This is a genomic window from Parageobacillus thermoglucosidasius (genome assembly GCF_001295365.1).
GTDB lineage: Bacteria > Bacillota > Bacilli > Bacillales > Anoxybacillaceae > Parageobacillus > Parageobacillus thermoglucosidasius.
Genome location: NZ_CP012712.1, coordinates 721,459 through 740,738 on the forward strand (window position 1 = coordinate 721,459; position 19,280 = coordinate 740,738).

The following is a 19,280-nucleotide window of genomic DNA, read 5'->3' on the forward strand; positions in this document are numbered from 1 at the left end:
GCAAACACAAGCAATCGTTTACTTTTTTCACCATTATGATTAAGTAACAAAACTTCACAAAGAATCAAAGATAGGGGATGTGGAATGATGGACGTGAAAACAATCATGGTTGTCGGCGCCGGACAGATGGGGTCCGGCATCGCCCAAGTATGCGCGGTGTCGGGATATGATGTTTATCTTCATGACATCAGCCAGACGCAAATCGATAAAGGGCTTGCCCATATTGAAAAATTATTGTCCCGTCAAGTAGAAAAGGGAAAAATGACCGACGCCGAAAAAGCGGCGGCGTTGTCGCGCCTCATTCCTTCGACCAATTTGCAAAACGCTGCGAAAGTGGATTTAGTGATTGAAGCGGTTGTCGAAAACATGGATGTGAAAACAAAATTGTTTGCCGAACTTGATCAAATCGCTCCGCCGCACACGATTTTGGCGACAAACACGTCTTCGCTGCCAATTACGGAAATCGCAGCGGCGACGAAACGGCCGGAAAAAGTGATCGGGATGCATTTTATGAACCCGGTTCCGGTCATGAAGCTTGTCGAAATTATCCGCGGGTTGGCGACCGCCGACGAAGTATATGAAACGATTGAAGCCATCACTCGCAAGTTAAACAAGGTTCCTGTTGAAGTCAATGACTTTCCTGGCTTTATCTCCAACCGCGTCTTGATGCCGATGATCAACGAAGCGATTTACGCGTTGTATGAAGGGGTGGCGACGAAAGAAGCGATTGACGAAGTTATGAAGCTCGGCATGAACCATCCGATGGGCCCGTTAACATTAGCAGATTTTATCGGGCTAGACACGTGCTTATACATTATGGAAACACTTCATGAAGGATTTGGCGATGATAAATACCGTCCATGCCCATTGCTGCGGAAATATGTGAAAGCCGGCTGGCTCGGCCGCAAAACAGGCAGAGGTTTTTACACGTATGAGTAAGCGCAAAGAAGGTGGCATACATGAATTTACAATTTACAGAAGAGCAAGAAATGATGCGGAAGATGGTGCAAGAATTCGCGCAAACGGAAATCGCGCCATTTGTTGAACATATGGAACAGGGCGAATTTCCGCGCCCGATTTTAAATAAAATGGCTGAGCTCGGGCTGATGGGCATTACCGTTCCAGAGGAGTACGGCGGTGCGGGAATGGACTTTATTTCATACATTATCGCCATCCATGAGATTTCGAAAGTAAGCGCAACGGTTGGTGTCATTTTATCGGTGCATACGTCGGTCGGCACCAATCCGATTTTATACTTTGGGACAGAAGAGCAAAAGAAAAAATATGTGCCAAAATTAGCCAGAGGCGAATATTTAGGCGCTTTTTGCCTCACTGAACCAGGCGCTGGGTCGGATGCGAAAAGTTTAAAAACGAAAGCGGTCCGCCAAGGCGATTACTACATTTTAAACGGTTCAAAAATTTTCATCACCAACGGCGGCGAGGCGGATACGTACATCGTTTTTGCCCGCACGGACCCGAACGAAAAAGGCAGCCGCGGCATTTCCGCCTTTATCGTTGAAAAAGGCACACCGGGATTCATCATCGGCAAAGACGAAAAGAAAATGGGGCTGCACGGATCGCGGACCGTGCAAATCATGTTCGAAGACGCGAAAGTGCCGGCGGAAAACTTGCTTGGCGAAGAAGGCCAAGGCTTTAAAATTGCAATGGCCAACCTCGATAGCGGACGCATCGGCATTGCCGCGCAATCGTTAGGCATTGCCGAAGCGGCGTTAGAACATGCGACCGCTTACGCGAAAGAACGCATCCAGTTTGGCAAACCGATCGCCGAACAGCAAGGTGTCGCCTTTAAGCTCGCCGATATGGCGACAGCGGTCGAAGCGGCGAAACTGCTTGTCTATCATGCCGCGTTTTTGCGCGCGCAAGGCCTCCGATGCGGAAAAGAAGCGGCGATGGCGAAATTGTTTGCCTCAAGAACGGCGATGGAAAACGCCATTGAAGCGGTGCAAATTTTCGGTGGCAATGGCTATACGAAAGATTATCCGGTCGAACGGTTGTTCCGCGATGCAAAAATTTGTGAAATTTACGAAGGAACAAGCGAAATTCAACGTCTAGTCATTAGCAAATATTTATATCAATAAATGGGGGATAGGGATATGAACTTTCAATTAAGCGAAGAACATGAAATGATACGAAAAATGGTGCGCGAGTTTGCCGAAAAAGAAGTGGCGCCGACTGCAGCCGAACGGGACGAAGAAGAACGGTTTGACCGCGGAATTTTTAATAAAATGGCTGAGCTGGGTCTTACGGGAATTCCGTGGCCGGAAGAGTACGGCGGCATCGGCAGCGATTATTTGGCGTATGTCATCGCTGTTGAGGAGCTATCGAAAGTATGTGCATCCACCGGGGTGACGCTTTCCGCCCACATTTCGCTCGCAAGCTGGCCGATCTACAAATTTGGCACGGAAGAACAAAAACAAAAATATTTGCGCGCCCTTGCGACGGGAGAAAAACTTGGCGCGTATGGCCTTTCCGAGCCTGGCGCCGGTTCGGACGTCGCCTCGATGAAAACGAGAGCGGTGCGCGACGGGGACTACTATGTGCTGAACGGTTCGAAAGTATGGATCACCAACGGCGGCGAAGCGGAAATTTATGTTGTCTTTGCCATAACCGATCCAGAGAAGCGTCATAAAGGCATCAGCGCGTTTATCGTCGAAAAAGGCACGCCGGGATTTTCGATCGGGAAGAAAGAGAAAAAACTCGGCATTCGTTCCTCACCGACAACCGAATTAATTTTTGAAGACTGCCGCATTCCGAAAGAAAATTTGCTAGGGCAGGAAGGAGAAGGATTTAAAATCGCGATGATGACGCTGGATGGAGGCCGCAACGGCATTGCGGCGCAAGCGGTCGGCATCGCGCAAGGAGCGCTGGACGCAGCGATTGAATACGCGAAACAGCGGGTGCAATTCGGCAAGCCGATCGCCGAGCAGCAAGGCGTGGCCTTTAAATTGGCGGACATGGCGACGGCGATTGAAGCAGCGCGCCTGCTGACATATCAGGCGGCATGGCTTGAAACAAACGGCCTGCCATACGGCAAAGCGTCGGCAATGGCGAAGCTGTTTGCCGGCGATACGGCGATGAAAGTAACGGTCGATGCCGTGCAAATTTTTGGCGGCAACGGCTACACAAAAGATTATCCGGTTGAACGGTTTATGCGCGATGCAAAAATTACGCAAATTTACGAAGGGACGCAAGAAATTCAACGGCTTGTTATTTCGCGGATGCTAACAAGATAGGGATTCCGGGGCATCGCAGGTCAGGTGATGGAAATGAAAAAACGGGAAGTTATCGCGTCCGTCAAAGACGAAAAGCTCGTCAAAAAACGGCGCAACCAAATGATTAAAGGAGCGATTTCCCTTTTCAAACAAAAAGGATTCCACCAGACGACGACAAGGGAAATCGCGAAAGCTTCCGGATTCAGCATCGGAACGCTGTATGAATACATTCGCAAAAAAGAAGACATTCTCTATCTCGTTTGTGACCGCATTTATGATGAAGTGCGCGAACGGATGGAAAAAGATATCGAAACCCACCATGGCACGATCGAAAGCTTCAAATTAGCGATCGCCCGCTATTTTAGAGTCATCGACGATTTGCAAGATGAAGTGCTCGTCATGTATCAAGAAGTGAAGTCGCTCAGCAAAGAATCGCTGCCATATGTGCTCAACAAGGAGATCCAAATGGTTGCGATGTTTGAAAATATTTTGCAGACATGCGTCGATAACGGCGTGTTCCAGCTGACGGAAGAAGAAATCAAGCTGTTCGCCCATGACATTTTCGTACTGGGACAAATGTGGGCGTTCCGCCGCTGGGCGCTGAAAAAACTATATACGCTTGATGAATATGTTGAATTGCAGACAGAATTGTTGTTAAAGGGGATCATGAAAAAACGGTCATCATGACAAAAGGGGGAGGAAAAGATGGCGCACATTTACCGTCCGAAACATCACGTGCGGTTTGTGACAGCGTCAAGCTTGTTTGACGGCCATGACGCGTCGATCAACATTATGCGCCGCATTTTGCAGGCAAGCGGCGCAGAAGTGATTCATTTAGGGCACAACCGTTCTGTCGATGAAATTGTGAATGCCGCCATTCAAGAAGATGTACAAGGCATTGCGGTATCTTCCTATCAAGGCGGGCATATGGAATTTTTTAAATATATGTACGATCTGCTTCAAGAACGCGGCGCCTCCCACATCCGCATTTACGGCGGTGGCGGCGGCGTCATTATTCCGCGAGAAATAAAAGAACTGCACGAATACGGCATCGCCCGCATTTTTTCTCCAGAAGACGGCCGCAATCTCGGGCTGCAAGGCATGATTAACGTCATGCTTGAGCAATGTGATTTTCCGACCGTAACGGAAATTACCGATGAATTGGAACGGCTGCCAAAAGGGGATGTTCAGGCGGTGGCCCGCTTGATCACGCTGTGCGAAAACCGCGTCGATGCCGCTCATGAAGCGGCTGCGGCGCTGGAGGAGGTGCTGGAAAAAGCGAAAGCGTTGGCAAAGCCGGTGCCGGTTGTCGGCATTACCGGCACGGGCGGAGCCGGGAAAAGCTCGCTGACAGATGAATTAGTGCGCCGTTTCTTAAACGAAATTCCGGATATCAAAATCGCGATTTTATCGGTGGACCCGACGAAACAAAAAACAGGCGGTGCACTTTTAGGCGACCGCATTCGCATGAATTCGATTAACACGCCGCGCGTGTATATGCGCAGCTTAGCGACGCGGAATTCCCGTTCTGAATTGTCGCTTGCGATTAAAGATGCGATCTCGGTCGTCAAAGCGGCAGGGTTTGATTTAATCATCGTTGAAACGAGCGGGATCGGCCAAGGCGATGCGGCGATTACCGAAATATGTGATATTTCGATGTATGTGATGACAAGTGAATTCGGAGCGCCAACACAGCTTGAAAAAATCGATATGATTGATTACGCGGATTTAATCGTCATTAACAAATTTGAACGAAAAGGCTCCGAAGATGCGAAACGTCAAGTGCAAAAACAATATCAGCGCAGCCATCAATTATTTGATAAAGACCTTTCGGAAATGCCGGTATATGGCACGATTGCGAGCCAATTTAACGATCCGGGAACGAATACGTTATTTGTGGCGCTTGTGGATCTCATCAACCAAAAAGCAGGAACCAATTGGAAGACCAACTTAAAAACCGTATCGAATGTCGAAAAACATAATGTCATTATTCCGAACGAACGCCGCCACTATTTGCGCGAAATCGCCGAAACGGTCCGCAACTATCATCAACGCGTCAAACAGCAATCAGAGATTGCCCGCCGTTTATTTCAAATCGAAGGAGCGATCGAAGCGGCAAAAGAGAGGGGCGAAAGCGAAGACGTCATCGCGTCGTTAGAGACGCTCAAGCAACATTATGAAAACGAATTAACGCCGGAATCAAAACGAATTCTTGATTCATGGGAAGATTTGAAGGCAAAATACTCGGCAAAACAATTCGTCACGAAAATCCGCGATAAAGAAATCGTAACAGATTTAACGACAAAAAGTTTAGCAGGGTTGGATATTCCGAAAGTGGCGCTGCCGAAATTCAAAGACTATGGCGAAATTTTGCGCTGGGTATATAAAGAAAATGTTCCGGGTTCGTTCCCATATACAGCAGGTGTCTTCCCGTTCAAACGGCAAGGAGAAGATCCGAAACGGCAGTTTGCCGGGGAAGGGACGCCAGAACGGACGAACCGCCGCTTCCATTATTTATGTAAGGAAGATAAAGCGAAGCGCCTAAGCACCGCGTTTGACTCGGTAACGCTTTACGGCGAAGACCCGGATTACCGTCCAGACATTTTCGGCAAAATCGGGGAAAGCGGCGTCAGCGTCTGTACGCTCGATGATATGAAAAAGCTGTATAAAGGCTTTGATTTATGCGATCCGCTGACATCCGTATCGATGACAATCAACGGTCCGGCACCGATTATTTTAGCGATGTTTATGAATACGGCTATCGACCAACAAGTCGAAAAGCGGGAAAAAGAGCTGGGCCGTCCGCTTACGAAAGAAGAGTACGAAGAAGTGAAAGCGTATACGCTGCAAACGGTGCGCGGTACGGTGCAAGCCGATATTTTAAAAGAAGACCAAGGGCAAAATACGTGCATTTTCTCCACCGATTTTGCCTTAAGAATGATGGGCGACATTCAAGAATATTTTATTCAACATAAGGTGCGCAACTATTATTCTGTTTCGATATCGGGATATCATATTGCCGAAGCAGGGGCAAATCCGATTACACAGTTGGCATTTACGCTTGCCAACGGCTTTACGTACGTCGAATATTATTTAAGCCGCGGCATGAAAATTGACGATTTTGCGCCAAACCTTTCGTTTTTCTTCAGCAACGGCTTAGATCCGGAATATTCGGTCATCGGCCGGGTGGCGCGCCGCATTTGGGCGATCGTCATGCGCGAAAAATACGGGGCAAACGAGCGAAGCCAAAAATTAAAGTATCATATTCAAACATCAGGCCGTTCGTTGCATGCTCAAGAAATTGATTTTAATGATATCCGCACGACATTGCAGGCGTTAATAGCGATTTATGATAACTGCAACTCGCTGCACACCAACGCCTACGATGAAGCGATTACTACACCGACCGAAGAGTCGGTCCGCCGGGCCATGGCGATTCAATTGATCATAACGAAAGAATTCGGTTTAGCGAAAAATGAAAATCCGCTTCAAGGTTCTTTCATTATTGAAGAACTGACCGATTTAGTGGAAGAAGCGGTGTTAAAAGAGTTTGAGCGCCTCAACGACCGCGGCGGCGTGCTAGGCGCGATGGAAATGCAATATCAGCGCGGGAGAATCCAAGACGAATCGATGTATTATGAAATGAAAAAACATAGCGGCGAGCTTCCGATTATCGGAGTGAACACATATCTTAATCCGAACCCACCATCTGAAGAAGAGCTGAACAATATACAGCTGGCGCGTGCGACATATGAAGAAAAAGAATTGCAAATTAGAAACTTGCGTGAATTCCAAGAGAGAAATAAAGATAAAGTAGAGGAAGCGCTTGAGCGCCTTAAACAAGTCGCGGTTAGCGGCGGCAATATTTTCGCAGAGTTAATGGAAACTGTAAAAGTTGCCAGCCTCGGACAAATTACGCGTGCCCTCTATGAAGTTGGCGGGCAATATCGCCGCAATATGTAGATGAAAAAAGGAAATCGCTTGCTGATTTCCTTTTTTCATGTATGCAGATTATGTTATGATATGTATGCCTTGATTGAATCGGTTTGTTCCCGAAATATTTTATACGGAAATATTCATTTTTTTCCGTAAAGATCTAGCATAAACAACGCGAATTTGTTTATAATGAATGGTATGTATTCGAATCGCATTCATCGTCAGTTTACATAGGAAAGGGAGTGCCGAATTTGAGTTTGCAGCAATACTCTCAAGAGGAATTGCGAGAAATGTCGTTTGTGGAACTCGCTAGTCTCGTTTTATCCGAAAAAAGGGAAGCGTTATCGTTCCAACAGCTTGTGAATGAAGTTGCTGCGCTAATTGGTTTATCAGAGCAGGAAGTAAAACAGCGGCTTGCTCAATATTATACAGATTTAAATATTGACGGCCGTTTTATTTGTGTTGGAGAAAATCTCTGGGGGCTGCGCGTTTGGTATCCGTTCGATCAAACAGAAGATGAAACGGTAATGATCACGAAGCCGAAGAAGAAGAAAAAAGCGCTTGATGATTATGAGGATTACGATGATATTATCGATGATGAAGATATCGATTATGATGATCTTGACGAATATGATGAAGACGATCTTGATCTTGATGAAGACGAACTTCTCGATGATGACGAATTTGACCTCGACGATGACGAAGCGTTTGATGACGAACTTCTTGGTGACGATGAATTTGACTTAGGGGATGACGCGCTGGACGAAGATTTAGATATAGACGTCCCTGAAGAAGACGAGTAATTATATTCTTGACTTTATCCGAAGAACTATGTAAAATCTTATCTGGGCTCTTAAAAACAGACGGTACAAATATATCGCTCCCTTACATATACGTAAGCGGAGCGTTTTTTATTTTTGGATTTGTGCACACACTTAAATTGTCATCTATTTCGGCAAGGGGGAACGCAAAATGACAAAATATATTTTTGTTACTGGCGGTGTCGTATCATCGTTAGGAAAGGGGATTACGGCGGCGTCGTTAGGCCGGTTATTAAAAAATCGCGGCTTGAATGTAACGATCCAAAAGTTTGACCCGTATATCAACGTCGACCCGGGAACGATGAGTCCGTATCAACATGGAGAAGTGTTCGTTACTGACGATGGCGCAGAAACGGACCTCGATTTAGGGCACTACGAGCGCTTTATTGACATTAACTTAAACAAATATAGCAACGTAACAACGGGAAAAATTTATTCTGCCGTGATCAGAAAAGAGCGCCGCGGGGATTATTTAGGGGGAACGGTACAAGTTATTCCGCACATTACGAACGAAATTAAAGAGCGGGTATTTCGGGCCGGCCAGGAAACAAATGCAGATGTTGTCATTACGGAAATTGGTGGAACGGTCGGCGATATCGAGTCATTGCCGTTTTTAGAAGCGATTCGCCAAATCAAAAGCGATGTCGGCCGCGACAACGTCATGTACATCCATTGCACGCTTGTTCCATATATTAAAGCGGCTGGCGAAATGAAAACAAAACCAACCCAACATAGCGTAAAAGAACTGCGCAGTCTTGGCATCCAGCCAAACGTCATCGTTGTTCGCACCGAAATGCCGATCTCTCAAGATATGAAAGAGAAAATAGCGCTGTTTTGTGACATTGATCCGAAAGCGGTCATTGAAGCGCGCGATGCGGATACATTATACGCCGTTCCGCTTATGCTTCAAGAGCAAAAATTAGACCAAATCGTTTGTGAACATTTGAAGTTAGACTGCAAAGAAGCGGACATGACAGAATGGAAGGCGCTTGTCGAAAAAGTGCGTAATTTGTCGCGGACGACGAAAATCGCGCTTGTCGGAAAATATGTGGAATTGCAAGATGCGTACATTTCTGTCGTAGAAGCGTTGCGCCATGCCGGATATGCGTTTGATACCGATATTGATATTAAATGGATTAACTCCGAGCATGTAAATAGGGAAAATGCGGCCGACTTATTGAGCGATGCGGACGGCATTCTCGTGCCAGGCGGATTTGGCGACCGCGGCATTGAAGGAAAAATTGAAGCGATTCGTTACGCGCGCGAGCAGAAAGTTCCATTTCTCGGCATTTGTCTCGGAATGCAGCTTGCCTCGATTGAGTTTGCCCGCAATGTTGTGGGGCTGAAAGAAGCTCATTCCGCTGAATTTGACCCGAATACACCTCATCCGATCATCGATTTATTGCCGGAACAAAAGGATGTTGAAGATTTAGGCGGAACGCTTCGGCTAGGTCTTTATCCTTGCAAATTGTTAGAAGGAACGCTCGCTTATGAAGCGTATCAAGATGAAGTCATTTATGAACGCCATCGCCATCGTTATGAATTCAACAATCAATATCGCCAAATCATGGAACAGCACGGCTTCGTCTTTTCCGGTACAAGCCCGGACGGCCGTCTTGTCGAAATTATTGAGCTAAAAGATCATCCTTGGTTTGTCGCTTCCCAGTTCCATCCGGAATTTACATCACGGCCGACAAGACCGCAGCCATTGTTCCGTGATTTTATTAAAGCATCATTAAAACAATAATGGTGGTTTCACGAAAAAGGACTATCTTCCCCATCGGTTAAGATAGTCCTTTTTTTACTACTCGTATTCTTCCAAAATGTCATAAATGGTAAGCAACAGACAATAGTATGCAAACGAGGCTGTAATGACTGCTGGAAAGCCGATGCGGCTGCCATCTTCCTTTGGAATGATCGGTTTTCGCAATTTGCTGTCGATATGGACATCGACAATATCCACGAGCGATGGCTGCCCAGCTTCGACGGCAGCGGAAATGGCAGCAATTTCAAGACCTTGTTCTTTTAAGCGTTCGGCAAGGTCGATGGCGTCTTTATCATTGGAAAATCGCGAAATCAATAAAACACGATCCGTTTCATCGATATCATCGCGAAGATGCCCATTTTCCATTAAGCGTACCGCTTTTGGCAGCTTGTCTTGCCCGCAGAGAGCTTCGATGACAACCGCTTCCATTTCGTGAAAACCGTGAAGCAAAATGCGGCCATCCCCGATAATTGCCTGCGCGAGCAAACGCGCTCCGTCCTCGAATGCCGCTTCTTCTTCCGCAATTTTTTTCAAATAGCCGATCATTTGCGTCGCAAAAATTTTCACTGTTTCTCCTCCTTCCGTTGCTTATTATAATAAACTGATTTGCCAATTGGAATTTATCCAAATGCAAAAAAAATGGCAGGAAAATAACTGAAGGATGCGAAACTTATAACATGGAACAAAATAAATGAAAGAATTGAGGTGTGTCTATAAGATGGGCAACAAAATTTTAATCGTCGATGATCAATACGGCATTCGTATTTTGTTAAATGAAGTGTTTCAAAAAGAAGGATATACGACATATCAAGCCGCTAACGGCATGCAAGCGCTGGAAATTGTCCAAAAATACCGCCCTGATTTAGTATTGTTAGACATGAAAATTCCTGGAATGGATGGGATTGAAATATTAAAACGGTTAAAAGAAATTGACCAGGATATTAAAGTCATTATTATGACTGCTTACGGGGAGCTCGACATGATTCAGGAAACAAAAGAATTAGGCGCGATGATGCATTTTGCGAAACCGTTTGATATTGATGATTTGCGCGCGGCCGTGAAAAGGCTTTTATTTTCGTAGGAAAGTTGTCACGTTTTCCTTGAGTTACGAGGTTGCTGTTTTGTTTGTAAGTTGGTATGCTTATAACGAAGACTATTTACGCCTTTCATACATATATTCTGTCGAAATGACGCATAGCTATTTTAAGAAAGGCGATGACGTTGAAGCATAAGGAGGATTTTACCATGCCTTTAGTATCCATGACAGAAATGCTTAATAAAGCGCTGCGGGAAAAATACGCTGTCGGCCAATTTAACATTAACAACTTAGAGTGGACACAGGCGATTTTAGCAGCGGCGGAAGAGGAAAAATCACCGGTCATTCTCGGAGTGTCCGAAGGTGCGGCGCGTTATATGGGCGGCTTTAAAACAGTGGTCAACATGGTTAAAGGATTAATGGAAGATATGAATATTACCGTTCCGGTCGCGATCCATCTCGACCATGGCTCCAGCTTTGAAAAATGTAAAGCAGCGATCGATGCCGGATTTACTTCTGTCATGATTGACGCTTCCCATCATCCGTTCGAGGAAAACGTTAAAATCACTTCTCAAGTGGTGGAATACGCTCATGCACGCGGCGTGTCAGTAGAAGCGGAATTGGGCACGGTTGGCGGCCAAGAAGACGATGTTATTGGTAAAGACATTATTTATGCAGATCCAAAAGAATGTGAAGAATTAGTCAAACGGACAGGAATTGACTGTTTAGCACCTGCTTTGGGTTCTGTACACGGTCCGTACAAAGGGGAACCAAAACTGGGATTTGCGGAAATGGAGCAAATTCGTGATTTGACGGGTGTTCCGCTCGTGCTTCACGGTGGTACAGGCATCCCGACAGAACAAATCCAGCGCGCCATTTCCCTCGGCACTTCCAAAATTAACGTCAATACGGAAAACCAAATAGCATTTACAAAAGTCGTCCGCGAATTGTTAGCGAAAGACGACAAAGTATACGATCCTCGCAAAATTATCGGTCCTGGCCGCGATGCGATAAAAGCGACAGTCATCGGCAAAATGCGCGAGTTTGGTTCTTCTGGAAAAGCAGCTCAATAACATTCGGTCATTGGGAAAGGGAAACGTTTGACATAGCGGCGTTGTGACGCTGTTGCGGTTTCCCTTTCCCGTCTCATTAACGCTAAGGGGGGATATCGCTATGAAATTTTTTATTGATACGGCCAATTTAGAGGAAATTAAAAAAGCGAACGAGCTTGGCATTTTAGCCGGTGTGACGACAAACCCAAGCCTTGTTGCAAAAGAAAACGTCCCGTTTCATGAGCGTCTTCGCGAAATAACGTCGATTGTTTCTGGATCGGTGAGCGCTGAAGTGATTTCCACCGATGCAAAAGGAATGATTGAAGAAGGAGAAGAACTGGCAAAAATCGCCCCGAACATTACGATTAAAGTGCCGATGACGCCAGAAGGGCTTAAAGCGGTGAAAGTATTCAGCGAAAAGGGAATTAAGACGAACGTTACGTTAGTGTTTACGGCCAACCAAGCGTTGTTAGCGGCACGCGCCGGAGCGACGTATGTATCCCCGTTTCTTGGCCGCCTTGACGATATCGGGCATAACGGCTTTGAGCTCATTTCCACGATTGCCGATATTTTCAATATTCACGGAATTGATACAGAAATTATTGCCGCTTCGATCCGTCATCCGCTCCATGTGACGGAAGCCGCGCTAAGAGGGGCACATATTGCTACTGTTCCGTACAAAGTATTAATGCAGTTGTTTAACCATCCGTTGACAGATCAAGGAATCGAGAAGTTTTTGGCAGACTGGAATCGGCAAAAATAACAGTCAACTTCGTTAAAGAAGGGAGACTATAATGGAAAAAATCAAGATTATCGGCGGCGATCCGTTGCAGGGGATGGTAAAGGTAAGCGGCGCGAAAAACAGCGCCGTTGCGCTTATCCCTGCGACTATTCTTGCTGATTCACCAGTTACGATTGAAGGATTGCCGAATATTTCCGATGTGCGGATTTTAGGCGACTTAATTGAAGAGATTGGCGGAACGTTCCATTTTGATGGCAAAAAAGCGGTCATCGATCCGTCCAATATGGTACCGATGCCGTTGCCGAATGGAAAAGTAAAAAAATTGCGTGCTTCGTATTATTTGATGGGTGCGATGCTCGGCCGGTTTAAAAAAGCGGTTGTCGGGCTGCCGGGAGGATGCCACTTGGGCCCGCGGCCGATTGACCAGCATATAAAAGGGTTTGAGGCGCTGGGAGCGAAAGTAACGAACGAGCAAGGCGCAATTTATTTGCGTGCCGAAGAATTGCGGGGTGCCCGTATTTTTTTAGATGTGGTAAGCGTAGGGGCGACGATTAATATCATGTTGGCAGCGGTGCGTGCCAAAGGTCGGACGATTATTGAAAACGCTGCAAAAGAGCCGGAAATTATTGATGTGGCGACACTGCTTTCCAATATGGGCGCAAACATAAAAGGCGCCGGAACTGATGTCATTCGCATCGATGGTGTCGAAAAATTATCGGGCTGCCGCCATTCGATTATTCCGGACCGCATTGAAGCTGGTACATATATGATTGCTGCAGCGGCGATGGGAAAAGAAGTGATCATCGACAACGTTATTCCTCAGCACGTCGAATCATTGATCGCAAAATTGCGCGAAATGGGCGTCCATATAGAAACGAGCGATGATCAAATTCTTGTTTCCAGTAATCCGGATTTAAAAGCAGTAGATGTGAAAACGCTTGTTTACCCTGGATTTCCAACCGATTTACAGCAACCGTTTACATCTCTTTTAACAAAAGCGCGCGGCACAAGCGTCGTTACCGATACGATTTATAGCGCCCGTTTTAAGCATATCGACGAACTTCGCAGAATGAACGCGAACATCAAGGTGGAAGGCTGTTCCGCGATTATCACTGGCCCGAGCCAGCTGCAAGGCGCAAAAGTAAAAGCGAGCGATTTGCGCGCAGGCGCAGCGCTTGTGATTGCTGGTTTAATGGCAGAAGGGCTTACCGAAATTGCAGGAGTGGAGCACATTGACCGTGGATACAGCAATCTTGTCGAAAAATTAGCAGGAATTGGCGCGACGATTTGGCGTGAAAAAATGACAGATGAAGAAATTGAGCAAGTCAAAAATGCGTAGTCAACGAAGGGGAGGGGGAGAAGTCACCATGGAAAGAAGTTTATCAATGGAACTGGTGCGCGTCACGGAAGCAGCCGCTCTTGCCGCCGCCAGATGGATGGGGCGGGGCAAAAAGAATGAAGCGGACGAAGCGGCAACGTCGGCAATGCGCGACGTATTTGACACGATTCCGATGAAAGGAACAGTCGTCATCGGTGAAGGAGAAATGGACGAAGCCCCGATGTTATATATTGGGGAAAAGCTTGGCAATGGTTATGGACCTCGCGTAGATGTTGCGGTAGACCCGCTGGAAGGCACGAATATCGTCGCTTCTGGCGGCTGGAACGCATTGGCGGTCGTCGCCGTGGCTGATCACGGTAATTTGCTTCACGCCCCTGACATGTACATGAACAAAATCGCCGTCGGTCCCGAAGCGGTCGGAATGATTGATATTGAAGCGCCGGTGATCGATAATTTGAAAGCGGTCGCCAAAGCGAAAAACAAAGATGTTGAAGATGTCGTTGCCGTTGTTTTAAACAGACCGCGCCATGAACGGCTCATCGCTGAACTGAGAGAAGCGGGAGCACGCATCAAGCTGATCAATGACGGCGATGTTGCCGCTGCGATTAATACCGCGTTCGACCATACGGGTGTCGATATTTTGTTCGGTTCCGGCGGGGCGCCGGAAGGAGTGTTAGCCGCAGTGGCACTCAAATGTTTAGGCGGGGAAATTCAAGGGAAATTGTTGCCGCAAAATGATGAAGAATTGGAACGATGCAAAAAGATGGGGATTGATGTAACGAAAGTGCTTCGCATGGAAGATTTGGTGAAAGGTGACGATGCTATTTTCGCGGCAACCGGCGTGACAGATGGGGAATTGCTGCGAGGTGTCCAATTTAAAGGGGCGTATGGCGAAACCCACTCCGTAGTGATGCGTGCAAAATCAGGAACGGTTCGCTTTATTGAGGGGCGCCACAGCTTGAAGAAAAAACCAAATTTAGTGATTAAATAAAAGCGTGACCAGCGGGGCGAGAAGGAAAAACCTGTCGCCCTCGCTTATTTTTATCAGCGGAAGGAAAAAACTATTGATTAAAAAACGGCAAAAAGGGTAAAATAGTCATGCTGCATGTGCATAAAATAAGCTCTGCCATTCTACTTCTTTTTCTTTATTTTCAGCCTTCATCGCCTTCTTTTCATCCCGTCCGTTTTAATTTCATTTAAATGTTCAAAGGCAATATGGGAGAAAATGAAAAATTGTAAAAGCGTGGTGTCGAAATGGAGTTAACACTGTCTACATTAGAAAATATGAAACTGAAAGAGCTATATGAGCTCGCTCGCCAATATAAAATTTCCTATTACAGTAAACTCACAAAGAAAGAGCTTATTTTTGCCATTTTGAAAGCGCGTGCGGAGCAAGACGGACTGCTGTTTATGGAGGGTGTGCTCGAAATCATTCAATCTGAAGGATTCGGTTTTTTACGACCGATCAACTACTCTCCAAGTTCGGAAGATATTTATATTTCCGCATCGCAAATTCGCCGTTTCGATTTGCGGAACGGGGACAAAGTGTCTGGAAAAGTGCGCCCTCCAAAAGAAAACGAGCGCTATTTCGGATTGCTTCATGTCGAAGCAGTCAATGGTGAAGATCCGGAAATCGCGAAGGAACGGGTGCACTTTCCAGCGTTAACGCCATTATACCCAAATCGGCAAATGAAACTGGAAACCACTCCGGACAAGCTGTCAACGAGAATCATCGACTTGATTGCCCCGGTTGGCTTCGGGCAGCGCGGACTGATTGTCGCCCCTCCAAAAGCTGGGAAAACGATGCTATTAAAAGAAATCGCCAACAGCATCACCACAAACCATCCTGAAGTGGAACTCATTGTTCTCCTCATTGACGAACGTCCAGAGGAAGTCACGGATATCGAGCGGTCAGTAAAGGGGGATGTCGTCAGTTCGACGTTTGACGAAGTGCCGGAAAATCATATTAAAGTTGCGGAACTAGTGCTTGAAAGAGCGATGCGTCTTGTCGAACATAAGCGGGATGTTGTCATTCTGATGGACAGCATCACTCGTTTAGCCCGCGCTTATAACTTGGTCATCCCGCCGAGCGGCCGTACGCTTTCAGGGGGGATTGATCCGGCTGCGTTCCATCGTCCGAAACGGTTTTTCGGGGCGGCGCGCAACATTGAAGAAGGCGGCAGCCTTACGATTTTAGCTACGGCCCTTGTTGATACCGGTTCGCGTATGGATGACGTGATATATGAAGAGTTTAAAGGCACCGGAAATATGGAGCTCCACCTTGACCGTTCGCTGGCAGAGCGGCGCATTTTCCCGGCGATCGATATCCGCCGTTCAGGCACGCGCAAAGAGGAACTGCTCATTCCGAAAGAGCATCTTGAAAAATTATGGGCGATTCGGAAAACGATGTCTGATTCCCCTGATTTTATTGAACGATTTTTAAGCAAGCTTCGCCAGACAACATCAAACGAAGAATTTTTCGCCATGTTGGATGAGGAATGGAAAAATAACGGAATCGTGCGGATTTGACAGAAGATTCGCAAGCATTCATACTGGGATGGTGGAGAAATAAATTGAAAAAATCACCGGTTGCAAAAGGAAGACAAAGTTGTTATAATTTTAACATGTGTGTTTTGGTAAATGCCAATAGATGAACATAACGATATATAAACTCTGTTTCGAAATGATACAGGGCGGAAGGAGATGAGAATAATGAAACAAGGAATTCATCCAGAGTACAAAAAAGTGATCGTGCGTTGCGCATGTGGAAACGAATTCGAAAGCGGTTCTGTTAAAGATGAATTGCGCGTAGAAATCTGCTCTGAATGCCATCCATTCTATACAGGACGTCAAAAATTTGTTTCTGCTGCAGGACGTGTCGATAAATTCAACAAAAAATACGGCTTGAAATAATAAGAAGGGCGGAAGCGCCCCAATTTCGCTGAAAGGTTGCCTCAATCTTGCGGGCAACGGTGAAATGTGGCTATCCTGGCTCCGCGGCAGGCGGCGTCCATCACGTCCTAGTGAATTAAACGGAAAAACAGGCAAGCGGCTGATTACTTGCCTGTTTTTTTATGGACAAACAAGGTACAATAACATTATACATACGCCGGTAGACGAGAACGAAGGGAGAGGCGTTTTTCATGTATGTTATGAAGCAGTCCGGCTGGCTCGAAGTCATTTGTGGAAGCATGTTTTCCGGAAAATCAGAAGAATTGATCCGCCGCGTTCGTCGCGCGACGTTTGCGAAACAAGACGTGAAAGTATTCAAACCGACCATTGATAACCGCTATAGCGAAGAGGCCGTCGTTTCTCACAACGGAAATTCGGTGATTGCTATTCCCGTTTCTTCGCCACAAGAAATTTTTGAACATATTTCTGAGAAAACAGATGTCATCGCCATTGATGAAGTGCAATTTTTTTCCGATGACATTATCGAAGTGGTGCAAACGTTGGCAGACCGCGGTTACCGAGTGATTGTCGCAGGATTGGATCAAGATTTCCGCGGCGAACCGTTTGGGCCTGTACCAACATTAATGGCGATCGCCGAATCGGTGACAAAACTGCAAGCGGTTTGTACGGTATGTGGCTCCCCGGCAAGCCGAACGCAGCGTCTCATTAACGGTGTGCCGGCATCTTATCACGACCCCGTTATTTTAGTGGGAGCGAGCGAATCGTACGAGCCGCGCTGCCGCCACCATCACGAAGTTCCCGATAAGCCAGTGAAAAATTGCCAAACTGACAACCATCACGTCCGTTGACCGACAGTTTCCGCCGTTTATTTTTAAGGAATTTGATTTAGGAAACGCCAAGCGGCAGGGAAGCGAATTGCCATTCACTGTTAGGTGGTGCCGTTGTTCTTTTTGCTTGTTCAATAAATGATTCATAAAGCGCAAATCGGACTGGAACTCCACTATTTGTGAGACCAGTCCTTTTATTATTTTTGCAAGCCTCATGTGTCTGCAATTTTTTCAGTATCAGCGGTGTTGAAAATTTTCTTAATAAAATGGATAGATGATAGCGGTAAGGAAGAGGCAAAAACAAAATTGCACCGATCCCCCAGGCTTTTTTGCATGACCGGAGTCCGGCGCCAAAAACGCCGGTATAATGAAGCGCTTTCTATTTATTATATTGTTATATTATTTGTTATTTATAGAAAAGAAATAACTTTAAATGATATAATAATATTGGATATTATAATAATATAAAAAACTGGGAGGGGAAACGAATGAAAGCAGCGCGATGGTACAATGCTAGAGACATTCGAGTGGAAGAAGTAGAAGAACCGAAAGCAGGAAAAGGAAAAGTAAAAATTAAAGTCGAATGGGCGGGAATTTGCGGAAGCGATTTGCACGAATATGCGGCAGGTCCAATTTTTATTCCTGTCCAAAATCCTCATCCCGTTAGTAAAGATGTCGCCCCGATTATCATGGGCCACGAATTTTCGGGCCGAGTAGTAGAAGTCGGGGAAGGAGTTACTAAAGTCAAAGTTGGGGATCCTGTCGTTGTTGAACCGATTCTTCGTTGTGGAGAATGCCCGGCTTGCAAAAAAGGGAAATACAATCTTTGCGAACATTTAGGATTCCATGGCCTGTCCGGAGGAGGCGGCGGATTCTCAGAATATACCGTCGTTGATGAATATATGGTGCACAAAATGCCTGAAGGTCTTTCTTTTGAACAAGGAGCGCTAGTGGAACCGGCGGCTGTCGCGTTACATGCTGTCAGATCAAGCAAAATCAAACCTGGTGATAAAGCTGCCGTTTTTGGAACAGGACCGATAGGCCTTCTTGTGATGGAAGCATTGAAAGCGGCTGGCGCCTCGGAAATTTATGCAGTCGAAGTTTCCAAAGAACGTTTGCAAAAAGCGAAAGAGCTTGGCGCCACATCTGTCATCAATCCAAAAGAAGAAGATCCGGTTCGCAAACTTGTCGAATTGACCGGTGGCGGCGTCGATGTTGCGTTTGAAGTAACGGGGGTGCCGGCCGTTTTGCAGCAAGCTATTGACAGCACTGCATTCGAAGGAGAAACGGTTATCGTTAGTATATGGGAAAAAGAAGCAAGCATTCAGCCAAACAATATTGTATTAAAAGAAAGAAATGTGAAGGGAGTTATTGCATACCGCGATATTTTCCCTGCTGTAATGGAATTAATGAAACGAGGCTATTTCCAAGCCGAAAAGCTTGTTACGAAACGAATCAAGCTGGATGATATCGTGGCAGAAGGATTTGAAGCGCTCATTAAAGAAAAAGACCAAGTGAAAATTTTGGTCAAACCAGAATAAAGAAAAGCAAAAAACCGTTTCAAGGATAAGCCTGCTCTGGATGGATGACTCAGCTTGCCGGCTTTGCCGGCAAGT

The 19,280-nt window shown here is 46.2% G+C and carries 17 protein-coding genes; 16 read left to right on the forward strand and 1 reads right to left on the reverse strand.

Annotation, left to right across the window (positions count from 1 at the left end; all coding sequences use genetic code 11):
• Positions 1-87: 87 nt before the first annotated feature.
• The 7 genes from AOT13_RS03600 (at position 88) to pyrG (ending at position 9,737) form a co-directional block, all read left to right on the forward strand.
• Positions 88-939: a 3-hydroxybutyryl-CoA dehydrogenase gene (locus AOT13_RS03600; RefSeq protein ID WP_041270269.1), complete on the forward strand. Its 852-nt coding sequence runs from the start codon at positions 88-90 to the stop codon at positions 937-939.
• A 20-nt stretch (positions 940-959) separates the two neighbouring features.
• Positions 960-2,099 (forward strand): acyl-CoA dehydrogenase, encoded by a 1,140-nt coding sequence (locus AOT13_RS03605; protein ID WP_042384302.1) that lies wholly within the window; start codon positions 960-962, stop codon positions 2,097-2,099.
• Positions 2,100-2,114: 15 nt separating this feature from the next.
• Positions 2,115-3,254 (forward strand): acyl-CoA dehydrogenase, encoded by a 1,140-nt coding sequence (locus AOT13_RS03610; RefSeq protein WP_003253726.1) that lies wholly within the window; start codon positions 2,115-2,117, stop codon positions 3,252-3,254.
• Positions 3,255-3,287: 33 nt separating this feature from the next.
• Positions 3,288-3,920, forward strand: coding sequence for a TetR/AcrR family transcriptional regulator (locus tag AOT13_RS03615; protein ID WP_003253724.1), 633 nt, complete (start codon positions 3,288-3,290; stop codon positions 3,918-3,920).
• An 18-nt stretch (positions 3,921-3,938) separates the two neighbouring features.
• Positions 3,939-7,196 carry a fused isobutyryl-CoA mutase/GTPase IcmF gene (icmF, locus tag AOT13_RS03620; RefSeq protein ID WP_003253721.1) on the forward strand — a complete coding sequence of 1,086 codons (3,258 nt, stop codon included), beginning with the start codon at positions 3,939-3,941 and terminating at the stop codon, positions 7,194-7,196.
• A gap of 224 nt (positions 7,197-7,420) precedes the next feature.
• Positions 7,421-7,972, forward strand: coding sequence for a DNA-directed RNA polymerase subunit delta (rpoE, locus tag AOT13_RS03625; RefSeq protein ID WP_003253719.1), 552 nt, complete (start codon positions 7,421-7,423; stop codon positions 7,970-7,972).
• Between the two features lie 169 nt (positions 7,973-8,141).
• The gene (gene pyrG, locus AOT13_RS03630) at positions 8,142-9,737 is read left to right on the forward strand and encodes a CTP synthase (RefSeq protein WP_003253718.1); all 1,596 of its coding nucleotides are present in this window, start codon (positions 8,142-8,144) and stop codon (positions 9,735-9,737) included.
• A gap of 57 nt (positions 9,738-9,794) precedes the next feature.
• On the opposite strand, the gene AOT13_RS03635 is transcribed toward pyrG, so the two are convergent.
• Complete coding sequence (locus AOT13_RS03635) at positions 9,795-10,322, reverse strand: DUF2529 domain-containing protein (protein WP_013877674.1); 528 nt, start codon at positions 10,320-10,322, stop codon at positions 9,795-9,797.
• Positions 10,323-10,473: 151 nt separating this feature from the next.
• Here AOT13_RS03635 and AOT13_RS03640 point away from each other — a divergent pair, with 151 nt between their 5' ends.
• From AOT13_RS03640 to AOT13_RS03680, 9 genes are all read left to right on the forward strand, one after another.
• Positions 10,474-10,836, forward strand: coding sequence for a response regulator (locus AOT13_RS03640; protein ID WP_003253714.1), 363 nt, complete (start codon positions 10,474-10,476; stop codon positions 10,834-10,836).
• Positions 10,837-11,000: 164 nt separating this feature from the next.
• On the forward strand, positions 11,001-11,864 hold the full coding sequence (locus tag AOT13_RS03645) for a class II fructose-bisphosphate aldolase (protein ID WP_003253712.1): 864 nt from the start codon (positions 11,001-11,003) through the stop codon (positions 11,862-11,864).
• Positions 11,865-11,964: 100 nt separating this feature from the next.
• Positions 11,965-12,606, forward strand: a complete 642-nt coding sequence (gene fsa, locus AOT13_RS03650) for a fructose-6-phosphate aldolase (protein WP_013401848.1) — start codon at positions 11,965-11,967, stop codon at positions 12,604-12,606.
• A 31-nt stretch (positions 12,607-12,637) separates the two neighbouring features.
• The gene (gene murA, locus AOT13_RS03655; protein ID WP_013877673.1) at positions 12,638-13,924 is read left to right on the forward strand and encodes a UDP-N-acetylglucosamine 1-carboxyvinyltransferase; all 1,287 of its coding nucleotides are present in this window, start codon (positions 12,638-12,640) and stop codon (positions 13,922-13,924) included.
• A 28-nt stretch (positions 13,925-13,952) separates the two neighbouring features.
• Positions 13,953-14,915 (forward strand): class II fructose-bisphosphatase, encoded by a 963-nt coding sequence (gene glpX, locus AOT13_RS03660; RefSeq protein ID WP_042384294.1) that lies wholly within the window; start codon positions 13,953-13,955, stop codon positions 14,913-14,915.
• A gap of 263 nt (positions 14,916-15,178) precedes the next feature.
• Entirely contained in the window at positions 15,179-16,453 is a 1,275-nt protein-coding gene (gene rho, locus AOT13_RS03665; RefSeq protein ID WP_003253705.1) for a transcription termination factor Rho, read from the forward strand.
• Positions 16,454-16,636: 183 nt separating this feature from the next.
• Positions 16,637-16,837, forward strand: a complete 201-nt coding sequence (gene rpmE, locus AOT13_RS03670; protein ID WP_003253704.1) for a 50S ribosomal protein L31 — start codon at positions 16,637-16,639, stop codon at positions 16,835-16,837.
• A gap of 230 nt (positions 16,838-17,067) precedes the next feature.
• Complete coding sequence (locus AOT13_RS03675; RefSeq protein ID WP_003253702.1) at positions 17,068-17,685, forward strand: thymidine kinase; 618 nt, start codon at positions 17,068-17,070, stop codon at positions 17,683-17,685.
• 467 nt (positions 17,686-18,152) lie between these two features.
• A complete protein-coding gene (locus AOT13_RS03680; protein ID WP_042384292.1) occupies positions 18,153-19,205 on the forward strand; it encodes a 2,3-butanediol dehydrogenase in 1,053 nt (350 codons plus the stop codon).
• Positions 19,206-19,280 lie beyond the last annotated feature (75 nt).